This window comes from Bradyrhizobium iriomotense, assembly GCF_030160715.1.
GTDB classification, from domain to species: domain Bacteria; phylum Pseudomonadota; class Alphaproteobacteria; order Rhizobiales; family Xanthobacteraceae; genus Bradyrhizobium; species Bradyrhizobium iriomotense.
Window position 1 is genome coordinate 143079 of record NZ_BSOW01000009.1, and the last position, 16491, is coordinate 159569.

The window sequence follows — 16491 nt, forward strand, 5'->3', positions numbered from 1 at the left end:
CCCGATGACAGGCTCCGCGCCGTCTCGAACCATGCAGGCCCGGCTGCCCGATCCGGCCTCGCCCTTCGAGACGCCTGCTTCGCGGGCACCTCAGGGTGAGGAGAGCAAGCGGGGCTTGGGGCGCAAGCCGCATTCGCCGCCTGCTAATATTAAGCGAAGGTCGGACGGCACGTCGCGTTGCCTGCCCACGACTGTTCCGTTACAGTTTTATGACACGGCGCTCTCCGGCGGCGCCGGACGCTCTGGCCGCCAGCAGGCTGGCCAGAGGGCTTGGCATCACCGCGCCGGAGCGTGTTCAGCGTGTCGTCGATGGCGTCCGCGCCCAACCCAGGTCCTTCCGCCGCCACCGCCGTGCTGGCGAGCGTTGCCGCGATCGGCATCTGGCGCCTCCTCGCCGTCGCCGCGCCGCATCTGGCCGCGCTCGCGCTGATGTACGAGACCGAGATCGATTTCAGCTCGCGCCTTGGCTTCGCGCTTGCCTGGGGCATCCTCAATTTCTTCTGGATCACGCTGCTCCGCCGCCCCGCGCTGTCGGGCGCGCTGTCGCTGACCATGGTCGTGGTGCTGGTGCTGCTGTCGCGGCTCAAGCACGACGTCGTGCAGATGACGGTCAACTTCATCGACCTGATGATGATCGACCGCGACACCGTCGCATTCCTGTTCACGATCTTTCCGAACCTGCGCTGGTCGGTGATCGGGGTCTGCCTCGTCATCCTGCCGTTGATGTATGCGCTGTGGTGGCTCGATCCGTTCCGCATCCGCCGCCTGCCGGCGCTCGCCTGCAAGCTCGCTTGCCTCTCCGCGCTGGTCGGCTATTCCCTTTATCATCCGGATGAAGCCTGGCGCGGCTATTACGACGACGGCTATCTCTCGAAATTCTTTCGCTCCGGCGTCACGGCAGTCTCCGACTTCGTGCAATACGGCTTCATGGAGTCGGCCGCCTCGACCAACGAGCGTCTCAACATGCCGCTGGTCGATGCCTGCCATCCAGCCGGGCGGCGGCCGAACATCATCATGATCCATGATGAATCCAGTTTCGACATCCGCGCCGCGCAAGGCATCAAGGTGCCACCAGGCTACGGCAGCCACTTCAAATCCTGGGATGGCAAGGCTCGCACCTTCCTCGCCGAGAGCAACGGCGGCCCGAGCTGGTTCACCGAATACAACGTGCTCGCCGGCCTGTCGTCGCGCTCGTTCGGTCGCTTCGCCTATTTCGTGACGCGCATCGCCTCGGGACGCGTCGAGCGCGGCCTGCCGCTCAGCTTGCGCCGCTGCGGCTACGATACGATGTCGCTCTATCCCGCCTACGGCGCCTTCATGAGCGCGCGCAGCTTCCAGCTGACGACCGGCATCGAGCACTTCTATGATGTTAAGGACCTCGGCGCGAAGGACGTCGAGCCGGATTCCTTCTTCTACGACAAGGCGCTTCAGTTGATGAGCCAGCAGCCGCCGAACAAGCCGCTGTTCAGCTTCATCTATCTCGGCGCCAATCATTTCCCCTGGGAGACGCGTTTCCGTCCCGACCTGACGCCAAGCTGGCGCGCGCTTGGGAATACGCCGTCGCTCGACGAATATCTGCGCCGCCAGGCGATGAGCGCCGAGCAATACCAGGCCTTCCTGGCCGGGTTGAAGAAGAAGTTTCCCGGCGAGCCGTTCCTGATCGTGCGCTACGGCGATCATCAGCCGGAATTCGCGCCGCACATCCTCGAGCCCGGGCTCGACGAAGGCAGCCTCGGCAAGAAGCTCGACGCCTATGATCCGCGTCTCTACGCCACCTATTATGCGATCGACGCCATCAATTTCGAGCCGGTGAGAAGCGACGCGGTGATGGACACGATCGACGGCGCCTATTTGCCGCTGGTGATCCAGGAAGCCGCCGGTATCCCGCTCGACCCATCCTTCGCCGCGCAGAAGGACGTCATGCTACGCTGCAAGGGCATCTTCTATGGCTGCAAGGACGGTGCCGAGGCGCGCCGCCTCAACCGCCTGCTGATCAACGCCGGGATGATCCACGGGCTGTAGCGCTTCGACGCTCTGCGTAAGGTCGGTGTCGTGAGAGCGCGTATGCCTCTCCAATGTCGTCCTGGCGAAAGCCGGGACCGATACCGCGTGATCTATCAATTGAAGTGCGCGGGGCAGTACCGCCCACATGACTAAGCCCTGGGTTGATGGTGTGGACGGGTCCTGGCCTTCGCCAGGACGACTCCGAATTAATGGCACGGTCCTACCGCTTGCTGATCTTCTCCCACAGCCACTTCGCCACAACGTCCGGCGACGAGTTCGCGTCGTTGCCGCTGGCGCGCAGATTTGCTTCGCGCATGTCGGCGATGTCGAGCCGATCGAGCAGCGGTTTCAGTGCGGCCTTGAGCCGCTCGTCGCCGGCGCGCTTGGGAGCGAGCAGCAGAATGGCGTCGTAGGGTGGGATCGCGCGCTTGGGGTCGTCGAGCGCCACGAGATCGTATTTCGCGATCAGGCCGTCGCTGGTGTAGCCGGCGATGACGTCGACCTCGCCGCTTGCGACCGCCGCATACATGAAATCCGGCTGCATCTGCCGCTGGGCGCGGAACGCGAGCCCGTAGGCATCGCGCAACGCCGCCCATTCCGGGCGCGAGAAGAATTCGTAGTCGCCGGCGATCGACAGACCTGACGTGTGCGCGGCGAGATCGGCGACGGAACGGATACCAAGCGCCTCCGCGCGCTTTCGCGGCATCACCAGCGCATAGGCGTTCTCGAAGCCGAGCTCGCCGAGCAGTGTGATATTCTGCTTGGCGAGCGCCGTCTTCAGCTCGTCGATCAGCTCCTTGCGCGGCTTGATGTCCGTGCGGTGCAGCTGGTTGGCCCAGAGTGTGCCGGAATAGTCGACATAGAGATCGATATCGCCGGCCTTGAGCGCCTCGAAGGCGACGTTGGAGCCGAGGCCGGACCGCGTCGTCGCCGGCAGGTCCGCCGCCGCCAGGCGATCCCGGATCAGGGCCGACAGCACGTATTGCTCGGCGAACGTCTTGGCGCCGACGATGTACGCGGGCGACGAACGCCCAAGCGAGGGCACCAGCGTCGCGGCGACCAGCGCCGCAATCCCGACGCCGCCGAGCGTCGTGCGCAGGCGGCTGCGATTGCGCAAGCCGGCTTCGATCAGGCCGAGCAATTGATCGACCGCAAGCGCCAGCACGGCCGAGGCAAAGCAGCCAAACAGCACGAACACCCAGTTCTGGGTTTGCAGGCCGGCGAAGATGTAGTTGCCGAGGCTGGTCTGCCCGATCGGCGTGGACAAGGTCGCCGTGCCGATCACCCACACCGCAGCAGTGCGGATGCCGGCCATCATCACCGGCAGCGCCAGCGGCAGTTCAACCGTCAGCAGCGATTGTCGCGGCGTCATGCCGACGCCTTGGGCCGCTTCGAGCAAGGCGGGATCGATGCCGTTCAACCCGGTGATGCCATTGCGCAGCACCGGCAGCATGGAATAGAGCGCGAGCGCGAGCATCGCCGGCAGGAAGCCGAAGGCGGAGAAGGCGACGCCGAACCAGGCGAGCGTCACGGAGGCCGCGAGCAGCAGGAGCGGATAGAACAGCGCAAGCAGCGCCAGCCCCGGCACGGTCTGCACGATGCTCGCAAGCGCAAGCAATATGTTGCGCGCCACCGGGCGGTTGCGGCAGAGGATCGCGAGCGGCAGGCTGACGATGAGCCCGAGCGCGAGCGCGGCAAGGCTCACCCTCACATGATTGCCGAGATAGTCCGGCAGATGCGACAGCGCCTCGCCCCAGCGCGGATCGGAGATCAGGCTCATGCCGCACCACCCTGCGGCAGCCGCTCGTTCAGCCGCGCGACCTGGCGCCGCGGCGTCCGCAACAGCTCCAGCACGTACGCGTCGTCGCTTCGGCCGAGCTCCGCCGGCGTGCCCTGCGCGAGCAGTTGCCCGGCGCGCATCACCGCGATGCGGTCGGCAAGCAAGATCGCTTCCGTCATGTCATGGGTGATCATGACCGTGGTCAGGCCGAGCTTGTGATGCAGTGCGCGATAGTCTTCGCCGAGCGCATCGCGGGTCAGGGGATCGAGCGCGCCGAACGGCTCGTCCATCAGCACGATGCGTGGACGTGCCGCGAGTGCCCGCGCCACGCCGACGCGCTGGCGTTGTCCTCCGGACAGGTCTTGCGGCAGTCGATCGCGATGCTGGGTACGGTCGAGCCGCACGAGGTCGAGCAGCTCATCCACGCGTGCGGCAATCTCTCCCTGCGGAATGCCCAGCAGCTTCGGCGTGATGCCGATATTGTCCGCGACGCTCAGATGCGGAAACAACCCGCCGCTCTGGAAGACGTAGCCGATGCGGCGCCGCAGCTCCACCGGGTCGGCGCGGCTGATATCCGCGCCCTCGACGGTGATCGTGCCACGGTCGACCTCGATCAGCCGGTTGGTCAGCCGCAGCAGGGTGGTCTTGCCCGAGCCGGAGCCGCCGACGATGGCCAGAAACTCACCCTCGGCGACGTCGAGCGAAACGCCGTCCACGGCCACGACCGGGCCGAAGTTTTTCGCGACACGCGCATAGCCGATCACGGGCTTGGAGGGCATCGGTACGGACCCAACCTTGCACTCCCGCAGGGGGAGATTGATGGAGGCGACCCCGCATGCGTAGCACGCTTGGCCGCTCGATTGAACTTGCCGGCGCAAGCAGCTAAGGCATCCGCCAAGAGCTGGGAGGAAATCGGCAGATGACAACCACGGCGGTGGCGCTCGAGGATACCAAAGTCGCATTCCGGCTGGGGGACGGGCGCGTCTATACCGCGGTCGAAGAGGCGCAGCTGACCGTCGGCCAGGGTGAGTTCGTCGCGATTGTCGGCCCGACCGGCTGCGGCAAATCCACACTACTCAACGTCGCCGCGGGGCTGCTGAAGCCCGCCGCCGGCAGCGTCAAGGTATTCGACCGTCCGCTCGCCAGCCTGAACCGGGATGCCGGCTATTTGTTCCAGGCCGATGCGCTGTTCCCCTGGAAAACGGCCATCGACAACGTCGCAATCGGCCTCGAGATCAAGGGCACGCCGCGCCCCGAGGCGCTTGCACGGGCGCAAAAATGGCTGACCTCGGTCGGGCTCGGGGCGTTTGCCAACCGCTATCCGCACATGCTCTCCGGCGGCCAGCGCAAGCGCGTGGCGCTGGCGCAGGTGCTGATCCGCGATCCGAAAATCCTGCTGATGGACGAGCCGTTCGGCCCGCTCGATGCCCAGACCCGGCAGGTCATGGGCAATCTCCTGCTCGAGCTCTGGAGCGCCGACCGCAAGGCGGTACTGTTCGTCACCCATGACCTCGAGGAGGCGATCGCGCTCGCCGACCGCGTCGTGATCATGTCGGCGGGGCCGTCCTCGCGCATCATCGGCGACTGGCGCGTCGAGCTCGCGCGCCCGCGCGACATTTTCGAAGTGCGGCTGGACAAGGAGTTCCATGCGCTCCATCGCGAGATCTGGAGCGTGCTCAAGGACGAGGTGATGAAGGGCTACGCGCAATCGACCCAGGCGGAGGCGGTCTGATGTCGCGCCTCACGCTGCTCTCGCTGCAATTGCTGGTCGCCGTGGTCGCTATCGTGCTTTGGCAGGTGCTCTCCACCGTGCCGGTATTCGGCAAGATCCTGCTGCCGCCGTTCTTCTTCTCCAATCCGGTCGACGTGTTCAGCCAGATCGTGAAATGGTTCGCGAGCGGCGTGATCTGGAAGCATCTCTGGATCACGCTGTGGGAGTCGATCCTCGCCTTCGTGATCGGCTCGCTCGGCGGCGTGCTGGTCGGCTTCTGGTTCGCGCGGCAGCCGCTGGTCGCCGCCGTGTTCGATCCCTACGTCAAGATGGTCAACGCCCTGCCGCGCGTGGTGCTTGCGCCGATCTTCGCGCTGTGGCTCGGCCTCGGCATCTGGTCGAAGGTCGCGCTCGGCGTGACGCTGGTGTTCTTCATCGTGTTCTTCAACGTCTATCAGGGCGTCAAGGAGGTCAGCCGCACGGTGCTGGACAACGGCCGCATGCTCGGCATGAGCGAGCAGCAGTTGATGCGGCACGTCTATTGGCCATCGGCGCTGTCGTGGATGTTCTCCTCGCTGCACACCTCCGTCGGCTTTGCCGTGGTCGGCGCCGTCGTCGGCGAATATCTCGGCTCTGCCGCGGGCCTCGGCTATCTGATCCAGCAGGCCGAAGGCGTGTTCGACGTCGCCGGCGTGTTCGCCGGGATGTTCGTGCTGTCGGCCTTCGTCCTCCTGATCGACATGGGCGTGACGATGGTGGAGCGCCGGCTTCTCGTGTGGCGGCCGACGGCGGCGGACGGGCGAGGGTAGGTGTATCCGTAAGTCGCCTTCTCAAGCGTAATCCGCTGCTCTAATGTGCCGCCAGCCGAACGGAGGAAACCAATGAAGAACACGATTGCCAGGCTCGCGGGCGCGCTGCTCGCGCTCACGCTCACCACCGGCTTCGCCGCAGCGCAGAGCAAGGTCACCATCGCGGTCGGCGGCGGCTCCTGCCTGTGCTATCTGCCCACGGTGCTGGCCAAGCAACTCGGTGAGTACGAGAAGGCCGGCGTCAATGTCGACCTCGTCGACCTCAAGGGCGGCTCGGATGCGCTCAAGGCCGTGCTCGGCGGCAGTGCCGACGTCGTCTCAGGCTATTTCGACCATTGCGTCAACCTGGCCGCCAAGAAGCAGGAATTGCAGGCTTTCGTGGTCTATGACCGCTATCCCGGCCTCGTGCTGGTGGTTGCGCCCTCGCATACCAACGAGATCAAGTCGGTGAAGGATCTCGCCGGCAAGAAGGTCGGCGTCAGCGCGCCCGGCTCCTCGACCGACTTCTTCCTGAAATATCTCCTGAAGAAGAACGGCCTCGATCCCGCCGGCACCGCCGTGATCGGCGTCGGCCTCGGCGCGACCGCGGTCGCGGCCATGGAGCAGGGCCAGATCGATGCGGCCGTGATGCTCGATCCCTCCGTCACCGTGCTCCAGGGCAGCCACAAGGACCTACGCATCCTAAGCGACACCCGCACGCAGAAGGATACGCTCGAGACCTTTGGTGGCGAGTATCCGGGTGGCGCGTTGTATTCGACCGCGGCCTGGGTCGCCGGTCACGAAAAGGAGACGCAGGCGCTGACCAATGCGATCCTGAACACGCTCGCCTGGATCCACTCGCACTCGCCGGAAGACATCATGGCGAAGATGCCCGAGGAGATGGTCGGCAAGAACAAGGAGCTTTATCTCGCCGCGCTGAAGAACACGATCCCGATGTTCTCGGAAACCGGCAAGATGGACCCGAAGGGCGCGGATGCCGTGCTCGCGGTGTTCAGCGTCGGCTCGCCCGAGGTTGCGAACGCAAAGATCGACGTCAGCAAGACGTTCACGAACAAGTTCGTCGAGCAGGCCAAGAAGACCACGGGGATGAACTCGAAATAGCAATGCCAAGCAAATGACGTGAAGCCCTGATATGCAGGCGTCATGACATCCCCTGCTATTCATCGTATCACGACGCTCGATCTCACCGTGCGATCGCAGGCCTGGCCGTTCGCCGAAGAACGTCGCGCCGAGATCGCGGCGCATTTTGCCGACAAGCAGCGCGAGCGGCCGCAGATCTGGAATGGCCGCATCCTGCTCGGGCGCGATCCTGTGCTCTCCGACGGCCACCTTGCCGCAAGCTATTTCGAAGCCGATTTCGCCAGCTTCCTCGCCTGGCGCGATTGGGGTTTTCCCGACAAGGCGGTGTTCAACGGCTTTGGCATGGGCGCGCTACGCGCCTCCGATGGCGCCTTTGTCATGGGTGAGATGAGCCAGCGTACCGTGAATGCCGGGCGCATCTATTTCCCCTCTGGCACGCCTGACCTTGACGACGTCAGGGACGGCGTCCTCGACATTCCCGGCAGCGTCGTCCGCGAGATCGAGGAGGAGACGGGTTTGAAGCCCGAGGACTACCGGGCGGATGCGGACTGGCATTGCGTAATGACGGGACACGCGATTGCGATGATCCGGATCCTCGACCTCGACCTGCCCGGCGAGATGGCGCGCGCCCGGATCGAGGCCAATCTGGCGGCCCAGGCCGAACCCGAATTGTCGGCCATTCACCTGGTCCGCGGGCTCGGTGATCTGACGCCGACCATGCCGCGCTTCGTCACCGCCTTCATCGAGCAGCAGTTCGCCGCGCGCTGACGCGTTAAGCCCGCGACGCTATTCGGCTTGACATCGCATCTCCCAGCCCATGTGATGGGCAAAAAAGTAAAAGCAAAAAGACTGCAATGCACAATCGTCCAGGGAGGTTTTGATGCGCATGCGCATGGCTGCCCGTTTGGTACCTGGGCTGATGGTACTTGGGCCGATAGTACTTGGGCTGATAGTACCTGGGCTGATGGTCGCGATTGCGGCGACGGGCTTGGCGGCGTCTGCCCAGGCCCAGGACAAGAAGATCAAGATCGGCGTGATTTTCGACCTGACCGGACCGCTCGCCGGCGGCGGGTCCGAGCTCGAATATATCGGCACCAAGATCATCCTCGACCAGTTCGCAAAGTCCGGCGTCGAGGGCTACACGGTCGAGGCCGTCTACGCCGATGCGCAGAGCAAGCCAGACGTCGCCATCAACGAATCCGTCCGCCTGCTCGAGCAGGAGAAGGTCGACATGGTGCTCGGCTTCTTCTCCTCGGCGCAATGCGTCCCTGTCGCGGCGCGCGTCGAGCAGTTGAAGAAGTTCATGTGGATGACGACCTGCATCTCGTCCGCCGTGGTCGCCGACAAGAACTACAAATACGTGTTCCGCCCGCAGGCGAGCGGCGACCAGTTCGGCATGATGACGATGGACTTCATCGCGCAGAATTCGAAGGAAAAGTTCGGCAAGGAGCCGAAGGATCTCCGCGTCGCGATCATCCACGAGGACGGTGCCTACGGCGTCGACGTCGCCAAGGGCAACGAGGCCGGCGCCAGGAAGGCCGGCTTCAACGTCGTGCTGAAGGAGGGTTACTCCGCGACTGCGCCCGACCTTTCCGCGCTGGTCACGAAGCTCAAGCGTGCCAAGCCCGACGTGATTTTCCACACCGGCTACAATCCCGACATCACGCTCCTGCTCCGCCAGGCGCGCGAGCAGGGCCTGAAATTCGGCGCGCTGATGGGGCACGGCGCGGGCTATGGCGTCTATGAGAAGCTGAAGGAGGGCATGGGCGCTGATGCCAACAACATCTTCAACACCGACCCGATCTCGATCTGGCTCGCCAATCAGAAGACCATGGATCCGAAGCTCGCGCCCGTGATCAAGATGGTCGGCGAGGAGTTCGACAAGATCAAGCCGGGCGTCGCGATCCGTTCCGCCCATGTCGGGATCGGAGCTTCCAACACCTACGTCTTCATGGCGGACGTTCTGCCGCGCGCGATCAAGAAGTATGGCGGCATCGATCCCGACGCGTTGCGCAAGGCGGCGCTCGATACCGACATTCCCGAAGGCGGCACGATGCTCGGCTTCGGCGTGAAATTCTATGGCGAGGGCACGCCGATGGCGGGCCAGAACGAGCGATCGTTCCCTGTCGTGATCCAGTATCTCGACGACAAATCCTATGTGGTGTGGCCGAAGAGTCAGGCGCAGCGCGAGGCCGTGCTGCCACTGCCGAAGGGCTCCACCTACAGCAACCAGTAGCGCTAGGCGCGGTGGAGGGATGCGGTGCTGGAAGTTCGCGGGCTGGTGAAACGTTTTGGCGGCTTCACGGCCGTCAACAACGTCTCCTTCAAGGTCGATCAGGGCGAGATTCTCGGCCTGATCGGCCCCAACGGCTCCGGCAAGAGCACCATCTTCAACATGCTGTCGGGCACGCTGACCCCGACAGCCGGCTCGATCGTGTTCGCGGGAACGGAGATCGCGGGGCTCGCGCCACATCGGATCATCAATCGCGGCATCGGCCGTACCTTCCAGATCCCGCGGCCGTTTCGCCGCCTGACGATGTTCGAGAACGTCGCGCTCGCCGGCTATTACGGGCAAGGTCGGCACAGCCGCGCCAAGGCTGAAGAGGCAGCGGAGCGCGCGCTCGCCATGGTTGGTCTGTCGACCGATCGGCATGCGAACGTCGATGGCCTGGGTGCCGCAGGGCTGAAGAAGCTCGAACTGGCAAAGGCGCTCGCCACGGGACCAAAGCTGCTGCTCGCCGATGAAAGCCTCGGTGGCCTTGATGAAGCCGAGATGGACCAGGCCGCCGACATGCTGCGAAAGATCCGCGACGATCTCGGCATCACCATCATCTGGGTCGAGCACATCATGGGCGTGTTGATGCGCGTGGTCGATCGCGTGATGGTGCTCGATCACGGCGAGAAGATTTCGGAGGGGCTGCCGAGCGCAGTCGCCAGCGACGTGCGGGTGATCGAGGTCTATCTCGGCACCGACGCCGAGACCACGCAAGCCGCGGCCGCCGAAGCGCGCCGCCGCGCCGGAGGGTAGACCATGCTGGAGCTTCGATCCGTCGATGCCGGCTATGGCAGCTTTCAGGCGCTGTTCGGCGTTAATCTCGAGGTCAAGGCCGGGGAGGCGGTCGGCGTGATCGGCCCGAATGGTGCCGGCAAAACCACGCTGATGCGGGTGATCTCGGGCCTGATCCGTCCTGCGCGCGGATCGATCAAAATGGAAGGCGTCGATGTTCTGACGACGCCGGCGCACCGTATCGTCAGCCTCGGCATCGCGCATGTACCGGAGAACCGGCGGCTGTTTCCGCAGCTCTCGGTCGATGACAATCTCAAGATGGGCGCTTTCATGAAGGAGGCGCGCCACAAATATGCCGAGCGGCTCGAAATCGTCTTCGAGCTGTTTCCACGTCTGAAGGAGCGCCGCTACCAGATGGCCGGCACCATGTCGGGCGGCGAGCAGCAGATGTGCGCGATCGGGCGCGCGCTGATGTCGGATCCAAAGCTCCTGCTGCTGGACGAGCCCTCCGCGGGGCTCGCCCCGGTGGTCGTGCAGCAGGTTTTCGAGCTCGTGAAGCGCATTCGCGCGAGCGGGCTGACGGTTTTGATCGTCGAACAGAACGTGCAGCAGGTGCTGCGCGTGGTCGACCGCGCCTATCTGATCGAGGCCGGATCGATCCGCGCGTCCGGCAGCTCGGCCGAGATGCTGGCGAGCGACACGGTCAAGGAAGCTTATCTCGGGGTGTGAGGGCGGGTGGGCGCATGCAGGCATTTCTCGATATCTTCGACATCTATTTGCTGGAGGCCGTGATCAACGGGATCCTGCTCGGCGGCGTGCTGGCGCTGCTCGCGCTCGGGCTGAACCTGATCTTCGGCGTCATCGACGTGACCTGGATCTGTTACGCCGAGCTCGTGATGATCGGCATGTACGCCATGTATTTCATGGTCCAGTACTACGGCGTCAGTTATTTCATCGCCGCGCCCTTCACCATCCTTCTGGTCGCGCTGCTCGGCGCGGCGCTGCACTATCTCGTGATCGCGCCGCTCTTGACCGCGCCGCCGATCAACCAGTTGCTTGCAACCGGCGGCGTGCTGTTCGTGCTCCAGAGCTTCGCCACCGTCGCCTTCGGCATCGATTTCCGAAATCTCGGCATCCGCCTGCCCGTGCTCGCGTTCGGCGACATGAATTTCAGCTATGCCCGGCTGTTGTCCTTCATTGCGGCGCTGGTCGGAATGGTCGCCGTCTATCTGTTCATGACGCGCACCTTCACCGGAACGGCGATCCGCGCCATCTCGCAGGACCGCCAGATCATGGCGCTGATGGGTGTCGATACCAAGAGGATCTACATCATCACCTCGGCGCTTGGCGGCGCGCTCGCTGGCCTCGCCGCCTGCCTCCTGGTGCTGCAATATGACGTGCATCCCTTCGTCGGCCTGTCGTTCGGGCCGATCACCTTCCTGATCTGCGTGCTTGGGGGCCTCGGTAATTTCATCGGCGGCTTCATCGCCTCCTTCGTCTTCGCGGAGATCATTTCGCTCGGCGGCCTGTTCTCCGACCTCGAATGGGGCTACGTGCTGGCGTTCGCCTTCTTCATCGTCATGATGTTCATCCGGCCCGCCGGCCTGCTCGCGAGGCGCAGATGACGAGACAGGCGCATCTTGCTGCATGGGCAGTCGGGCTTGCGGCACTCGTCATGCTGCCGTTCGTCTATCGCGATCCCTATCACCTGCATATCCTGGTGCTGATCCTGATCTGGTCGTTCGCCTACACGTCCTGGTCGATGATGGGGCGGTTCGGCCTGGTGTCGCTCGGCCATGGCGGCTTCATGGGGATCGGCGCCTATGTCACCGCGCTGTTGTGGAATCATCTGGGGTTGTCGCCCTGGGTCGGCATCCCCGTCAGCATGGTTGCGGCCGGTGCGCTGGCGCTGATCGTCGGCTATCCCTGCTTCCGCTTCCGGATCACCGGGCACTATTTCGTTCTGGTGACCCTGGCGCTGTCAGGCATCGTGCTCCAGGTCATTACCGCGACACGCGACTGGACCGGCGGCTCGCTCGGCTATACGCCCAACCGCGCAACGGGCAACAAGCTCTGGGCGCTCCAGTTCGATGACAAGACGACCTGGTATCTGGTCGCGCTTGCGGTCTGGGTCGTGGGGCTCGTGGTCTGGCACTGGATCGATCGCAGCATGAGCCGCTACGCGCTGGAGGCGATCTCGGAGGACGAGGACGCTGCGGCCGCCGCGGGCGTCGACGTCACCGCGGAGAAGCTGAAGATCACGTTGATCAGCGCACTGATGACGGCACTAGCCGGTGCGATCTACTGCCAGTACCAGATGTTCATCACGCCCGACACCGTGAGCGGCATCGCCGTGTCGCTCCAGATGGTGTTCGCAGCGATCGTCGGCGGCCTGTTCGTCTCGCTCGGGCCGACGGTCGGCGCCATCATCACCATCCTGCTCGCCGAAAGCTTGCGCATCGGATTTGGAACCAGGGCCGTCGGCTGGGACAACCTCGTCTATGGCGTGCTGCTCGTCCTCTTCATCATATTCCTCCCCAAGGGCATTCTTGGTAGCCTGCTCGAACGATTGAAACCGCAACGCAAACCATCTCCGAGCTCATGAACAAGAAACCCGCCAAAACGCTCGCCGCAGAGCTCGCCAAATTCATCACGCCCTTCCGTTACGACGGTTCGGGCAAATTTCACCTGAAGGAGCACAAGACGAACGAGAAGGGTGATCTCGACAAGGACGAGGGACAGAAGATCCTTGAGGCCAACAAGAAACATCTCGCGGACTTCCAGGAGAGGCTTTATGCGCAGGACCGCTGGTCGGTCCTGATCATTTTCCAGGGCATGGATGCCTCCGGCAAGGACAGCGCGATCAAGGCGTTGTTCGAAGGTATCAACCCGCAGGGCTGCGAGGTCACTGCGTTCAAGCAGCCGACCAGCCACGAGCTCGACCATGATTTTCTCTGGCGCCACGTGGTCGCGCTGCCGGCGCGCGGCCATATCGGAATTTTCAACCGGTCACATTACGAGGAATGCCTGGTGACCCGCGTGCATCCGGAGATCCTCGCCAAGGAAAAGCTGCCGCCGGGGCTCGTCACCAAGAACATCTGGCGCGAGCGCTTCGAGGACATTTCCGCCTTTGAGCGCTACCTCGCGCGCAATGGCACCGTGGTCCTGAAATTCTTCCTCAATATTTCCAGGGAGGAGCAGCGCCAGCGCTTCCTCGATCGGCTGGAGGACCGTTCCAAGCAGTGGAAGTTCTCGATGGACGACATCAAGGAGCGCGCGCTGTGGCCGCGCTACCAGGCGGTGTATCAGGACATCGTCCGGCACACCGCCACGACCCATGCACCCTGGTATGTCGTTCCCGCCGACCACAAATGGTTCGCGCGTGTCGTGATCGGATCCGTCATGGTCGCCGCGCTTGAGCGGCTCGATCTGCGGTTTCCTCGCGCCGACAGGGCCTCGCTCGGTGAGTTCGAGGCGGTGCGGGAAGCTCTGGAGCGTGAAGCGAAGGGAGGCAGCAGGCGCGCAAAGTGAAAGATGGACGTACCACGAACGTGAAGAACGTCAACTTCGCGCTACAGGGCGGCGGGGCGCACGGCGCGTTCGTGTGGGGCGTCCTCGACCTCGTGCTGGAGGATGGACGGCTCGCGATCGAGGCGATCAGTGCGACCAGCGCCGGCGCGATGAATGCGGTGGCGATGGCCTCGGGCATGGCGCATGGCGGCAATGAGGCTGCGCGGGAGAATCTGCACCAGTTCTGGTACGAGGTTTCTCGCATGGACATGGTGTATGACTTCTTCTCGCCCCTCAATCAGTGGATTCAGGCGCTCAAGCTGCCTCCGGAATACCATCCAGTCCATTCTTTCATCCATACCCTGACGCATACGGTTCCGCCGAACCTGCTCAATCCCTTCCATTTCAATCCGCTGCGTTCGCTCTTGCAGCGCGTCGTCGACTTCGACCATCTCAATTCCTCGCCGGACGCGCCGCAGCTTTTTCTCAACGCCACCAATCTCCGGACCGGCAAGATCAAGGTGTTCCAGACGCCGCTGCTGAGCGCGGACGCAGTGCTCGCCTCGGCGTGCCTGCCACCCTATTTCCAGGCAGTCGAAATCGACGGCGAGCATTATTGGGACGGCGGCTATCTCGGCAATCCCGCGATCTTTCCCTTGATCTATCGCAAGGGCAGCCACGACGTCATCATCGTGCAGGTGACCGCGATCCGGCGCGACGAATTGCCGGCGAGCGCCGCCGACGTACTCCACCGCATCAACGAGATCAGCTTCAACTCGTCATTAATGCGCGAGATGCGCGCGATCGCCTTCGCGACGCGGCTGATCGACAGCGGCGAGCTGGACAAGGACAAGCACAGCCGCATGTTCATGCACTGGATCGGCAACGACCAGCTGATGTCGCAGCTCGGGACTGCGACGCAATTCCACCCGGAATGGAGCCTGTTGTGCCGGTTGCGCGACGAAGGCCGCGAGGCGGCGCGAAGCTGGCTCGACAGGCACTTTGACCAGATCGGCAATGCCTCGACCGTCGATCTGACCGAGATGTTTCTCTGAGCCCTCCCTGCAACTGCAGGGAAGGGCGGAGAGGTCGTTTCGGTTAATAGCCGCGGCCCCACCAGTAGCAGAAGCGCTCGACGTTGGCGGCAAGGCCGTTCTCGTAGTTCGCCCACTTCTCGTATTTCGGCAGCTTGACCTCCTTCATCGCGGTGTCGAAGCATTTGCCGCCGTCCGCGGCCTTCTTTACCTCGGCGGAGAGATCTTCCATGTAGGCGATGTCGTCCTGCACGTCCTTCTTGGTGCCGAGGCGTCCGCCGGCATAGGGGTGGCCGGGAATCATCCGCTCCCAGTCCAGCGAGGCAAGCTTCTTCATCGAGGCGATATATTCCAGCGGCGAAGCATTGTCGGGGATGTTGCGGAACTGGATGGACTCGATCGGCGCGAAATCGACGACGAAGACCAGCTTCTCCTTCGGCAGCCGCATCACCAGCGAATTGTCCGAATGGTTGCGGCCGACATAGACCAGCTCGAGCGTGGTGCCGCCGAGCGTGATGGTCTTCTTGTCGTCGACGACCTGGTCCGGCATCACGACATCGGCCAGCAGCGCGTTCTGCTTCTTCAATTCGAGCCAGCGCTCCTTCAGCCGCCGGTGCGCGATGAAGGTGGCGCCGAGGTCCTTGAACGCCTGGCCGCCAGCGGCGTGGTCGTAGTGATGGTGGCTGTAGATGACGTATTTGATCGGCTTGTCGCTGACGGCCTTGATGGCGTCGATATAGGGCTTTGCGGGACGCTCATACGAGATCGGATCGGTGGCGATCACGCCCTGCGGGGTCACGACGAACATCGACTGGTGACCGCCGTAGCGGAAGATGTAGACGTTCTCGGTGCCCTCGACCTTCCTGGTCGAGACCTGTGGGGGATTTTGTGCGGACGCGGAGCCAATTGCGGTGAAGATCGCGGCAAGGACAATGAGGCGATGGACGATTTTCATGTGTGATTTTTCCGGCTGGGAATTGTGGTGCATGCGAGCGGAAGATCTTGTCGACACAAACGCCGGCGGAACCAATTTATTCCGATCGCGGAACACGTGCTTCGGCGCTTCACATTTGCTCGCTGCGCCTCCGTTCCCGCTTGACAGTTTTATGTCGCGGGAGGAGCATGCTCGTGGTCGCCCAGCGCGACGCGTAACGTCCATGTCATGAGCAAGGGGAGGTCTATGACACCACCTCCGCAGATCCAGCCGCGTTAAGTGCGACGGAGCTCGTTCGGACTATCGCATAGCGGCAAAATCCGCGAACGGCACGCCGGGTCAAGGTTAAGCGGGCTGCATCAGTGAGGCATGGCCCCTTACCTTCCCGGCGCTGTAATTTTGAGCCAACGAACGCATTGGACCAAGAGGTGAGGCCGTTGAGGCATCACAATACGTGTTGTCAGACGGTCTTCTGCACGCCGAAGAGATCACCGAGCCATCGATAACAGACCGGCTGCTTGTCGCGCAGATTGCTGCGGTTGAACGGCAGGCGATCGACATTGCCCCAAAGGTAAAGGCTCGCCGTCACCGCAAAGAGCTCCTGTATGTTCTTCACATAAGC

General features: G+C 63.5%; 15 protein-coding genes and 1 pseudogene. 12 read left to right on the top strand and 4 right to left on the bottom strand.

Annotation, left to right across the window (positions count from 1 at the left end; all coding sequences use genetic code 11):
* Positions 1–309 precede the first annotated feature (309 nt).
* Positions 310–2022, top strand: coding sequence for an LTA synthase family protein (locus tag QQL28_RS14930; protein ID WP_284266442.1), 1713 nt, complete (start codon positions 310–312; stop codon positions 2020–2022).
* 202 nt (positions 2023–2224) lie between these two features.
* On the opposite strand, the gene QQL28_RS14935 is transcribed toward QQL28_RS14930, so the two are convergent.
* Both QQL28_RS14935 and QQL28_RS14940 read right to left on the bottom strand, forming a co-directional pair.
* On the bottom strand, positions 2225–3784 hold the full coding sequence (locus QQL28_RS14935; protein WP_284266443.1) for an ABC transporter permease/substrate-binding protein: 1560 nt from the start codon (positions 3782–3784) through the stop codon (positions 2225–2227).
* Positions 3781–4563: an ATP-binding cassette domain-containing protein gene (locus tag QQL28_RS14940; RefSeq protein ID WP_284266445.1), complete on the bottom strand. Its 783-nt coding sequence runs from the start codon at positions 4561–4563 to the stop codon at positions 3781–3783. Before QQL28_RS14940 ends, QQL28_RS14935 begins: the two co-directional genes overlap by 4 nt.
* A gap of 140 nt (positions 4564–4703) precedes the next feature.
* On the opposite strand from QQL28_RS14940, the gene QQL28_RS14945 reads away from it, so the two are divergent.
* The 11 genes and pseudogenes from QQL28_RS14945 to QQL28_RS14995 all read left to right on the top strand — a co-directional run bounded on the left by QQL28_RS14945 (position 4704) and on the right by QQL28_RS14995 (position 14956).
* Complete coding sequence (locus tag QQL28_RS14945; RefSeq protein ID WP_284266447.1) at positions 4704–5516, top strand: ABC transporter ATP-binding protein; 813 nt, start codon at positions 4704–4706, stop codon at positions 5514–5516.
* Complete coding sequence (locus QQL28_RS14950; RefSeq protein ID WP_284266449.1) at positions 5516–6304, top strand: ABC transporter permease; 789 nt, start codon at positions 5516–5518, stop codon at positions 6302–6304. Before QQL28_RS14945 ends, QQL28_RS14950 begins: the two co-directional genes overlap by 1 nt.
* A gap of 72 nt (positions 6305–6376) precedes the next feature.
* A complete protein-coding gene (locus QQL28_RS14955) occupies positions 6377–7405 on the top strand; it encodes an ABC transporter substrate-binding protein (RefSeq protein ID WP_284266451.1) in 1029 nt (342 codons plus the stop codon).
* Between the two features lie 42 nt (positions 7406–7447).
* Complete coding sequence (locus tag QQL28_RS14960; protein WP_284266453.1) at positions 7448–8152, top strand: NUDIX hydrolase; 705 nt, start codon at positions 7448–7450, stop codon at positions 8150–8152.
* Between the two features lie 112 nt (positions 8153–8264).
* Positions 8265–9620, top strand: coding sequence for an ABC transporter substrate-binding protein (locus tag QQL28_RS14965; protein ID WP_284266454.1), 1356 nt, complete (start codon positions 8265–8267; stop codon positions 9618–9620).
* A gap of 24 nt (positions 9621–9644) precedes the next feature.
* Positions 9645–10412 (top strand): ABC transporter ATP-binding protein, encoded by a 768-nt coding sequence (locus QQL28_RS14970; RefSeq protein WP_284266456.1) that lies wholly within the window; start codon positions 9645–9647, stop codon positions 10410–10412.
* Positions 10413–10415: 3 nt separating this feature from the next.
* A complete protein-coding gene (locus tag QQL28_RS14975) occupies positions 10416–11120 on the top strand; it encodes an ABC transporter ATP-binding protein (RefSeq protein ID WP_284266458.1) in 705 nt (234 codons plus the stop codon).
* 14 nt (positions 11121–11134) lie between these two features.
* Positions 11135–12016, top strand: a complete 882-nt coding sequence (locus tag QQL28_RS14980; RefSeq protein WP_284266460.1) for a branched-chain amino acid ABC transporter permease — start codon at positions 11135–11137, stop codon at positions 12014–12016.
* Positions 12013–13021 (top strand): annotated as a pseudogene (locus QQL28_RS14985) (branched-chain amino acid ABC transporter permease); the annotation flags it as partial. The gene QQL28_RS14980 and the pseudogene QQL28_RS14985, both read left to right, overlap by 4 nt.
* On the top strand, positions 12993–13922 hold the full coding sequence (locus QQL28_RS14990; RefSeq protein WP_284266464.1) for a polyphosphate kinase 2 family protein: 930 nt from the start codon (positions 12993–12995) through the stop codon (positions 13920–13922). The pseudogene QQL28_RS14985 and the gene QQL28_RS14990, both read left to right, overlap by 29 nt.
* On the top strand, positions 13919–14956 hold the full coding sequence (locus QQL28_RS14995) for a patatin-like phospholipase family protein (RefSeq protein WP_284266466.1): 1038 nt from the start codon (positions 13919–13921) through the stop codon (positions 14954–14956). Before QQL28_RS14990 ends, QQL28_RS14995 begins: the two co-directional genes overlap by 4 nt.
* 43 nt (positions 14957–14999) lie before the next feature.
* On the opposite strand, the gene QQL28_RS15000 is transcribed toward QQL28_RS14995, so the two are convergent.
* Together QQL28_RS15000 and QQL28_RS15005 are read right to left on the bottom strand one after the other, a co-directional pair.
* A complete protein-coding gene (locus QQL28_RS15000) occupies positions 15000–15890 on the bottom strand; it encodes an MBL fold metallo-hydrolase (protein WP_284266468.1) in 891 nt (296 codons plus the stop codon).
* Between the two features lie 439 nt (positions 15891–16329).
* Complete coding sequence (locus tag QQL28_RS15005) at positions 16330–16485, bottom strand: hypothetical protein (RefSeq protein WP_284266470.1); 156 nt, start codon at positions 16483–16485, stop codon at positions 16330–16332.
* Positions 16486–16491: the final 6 nt, after the last annotated feature.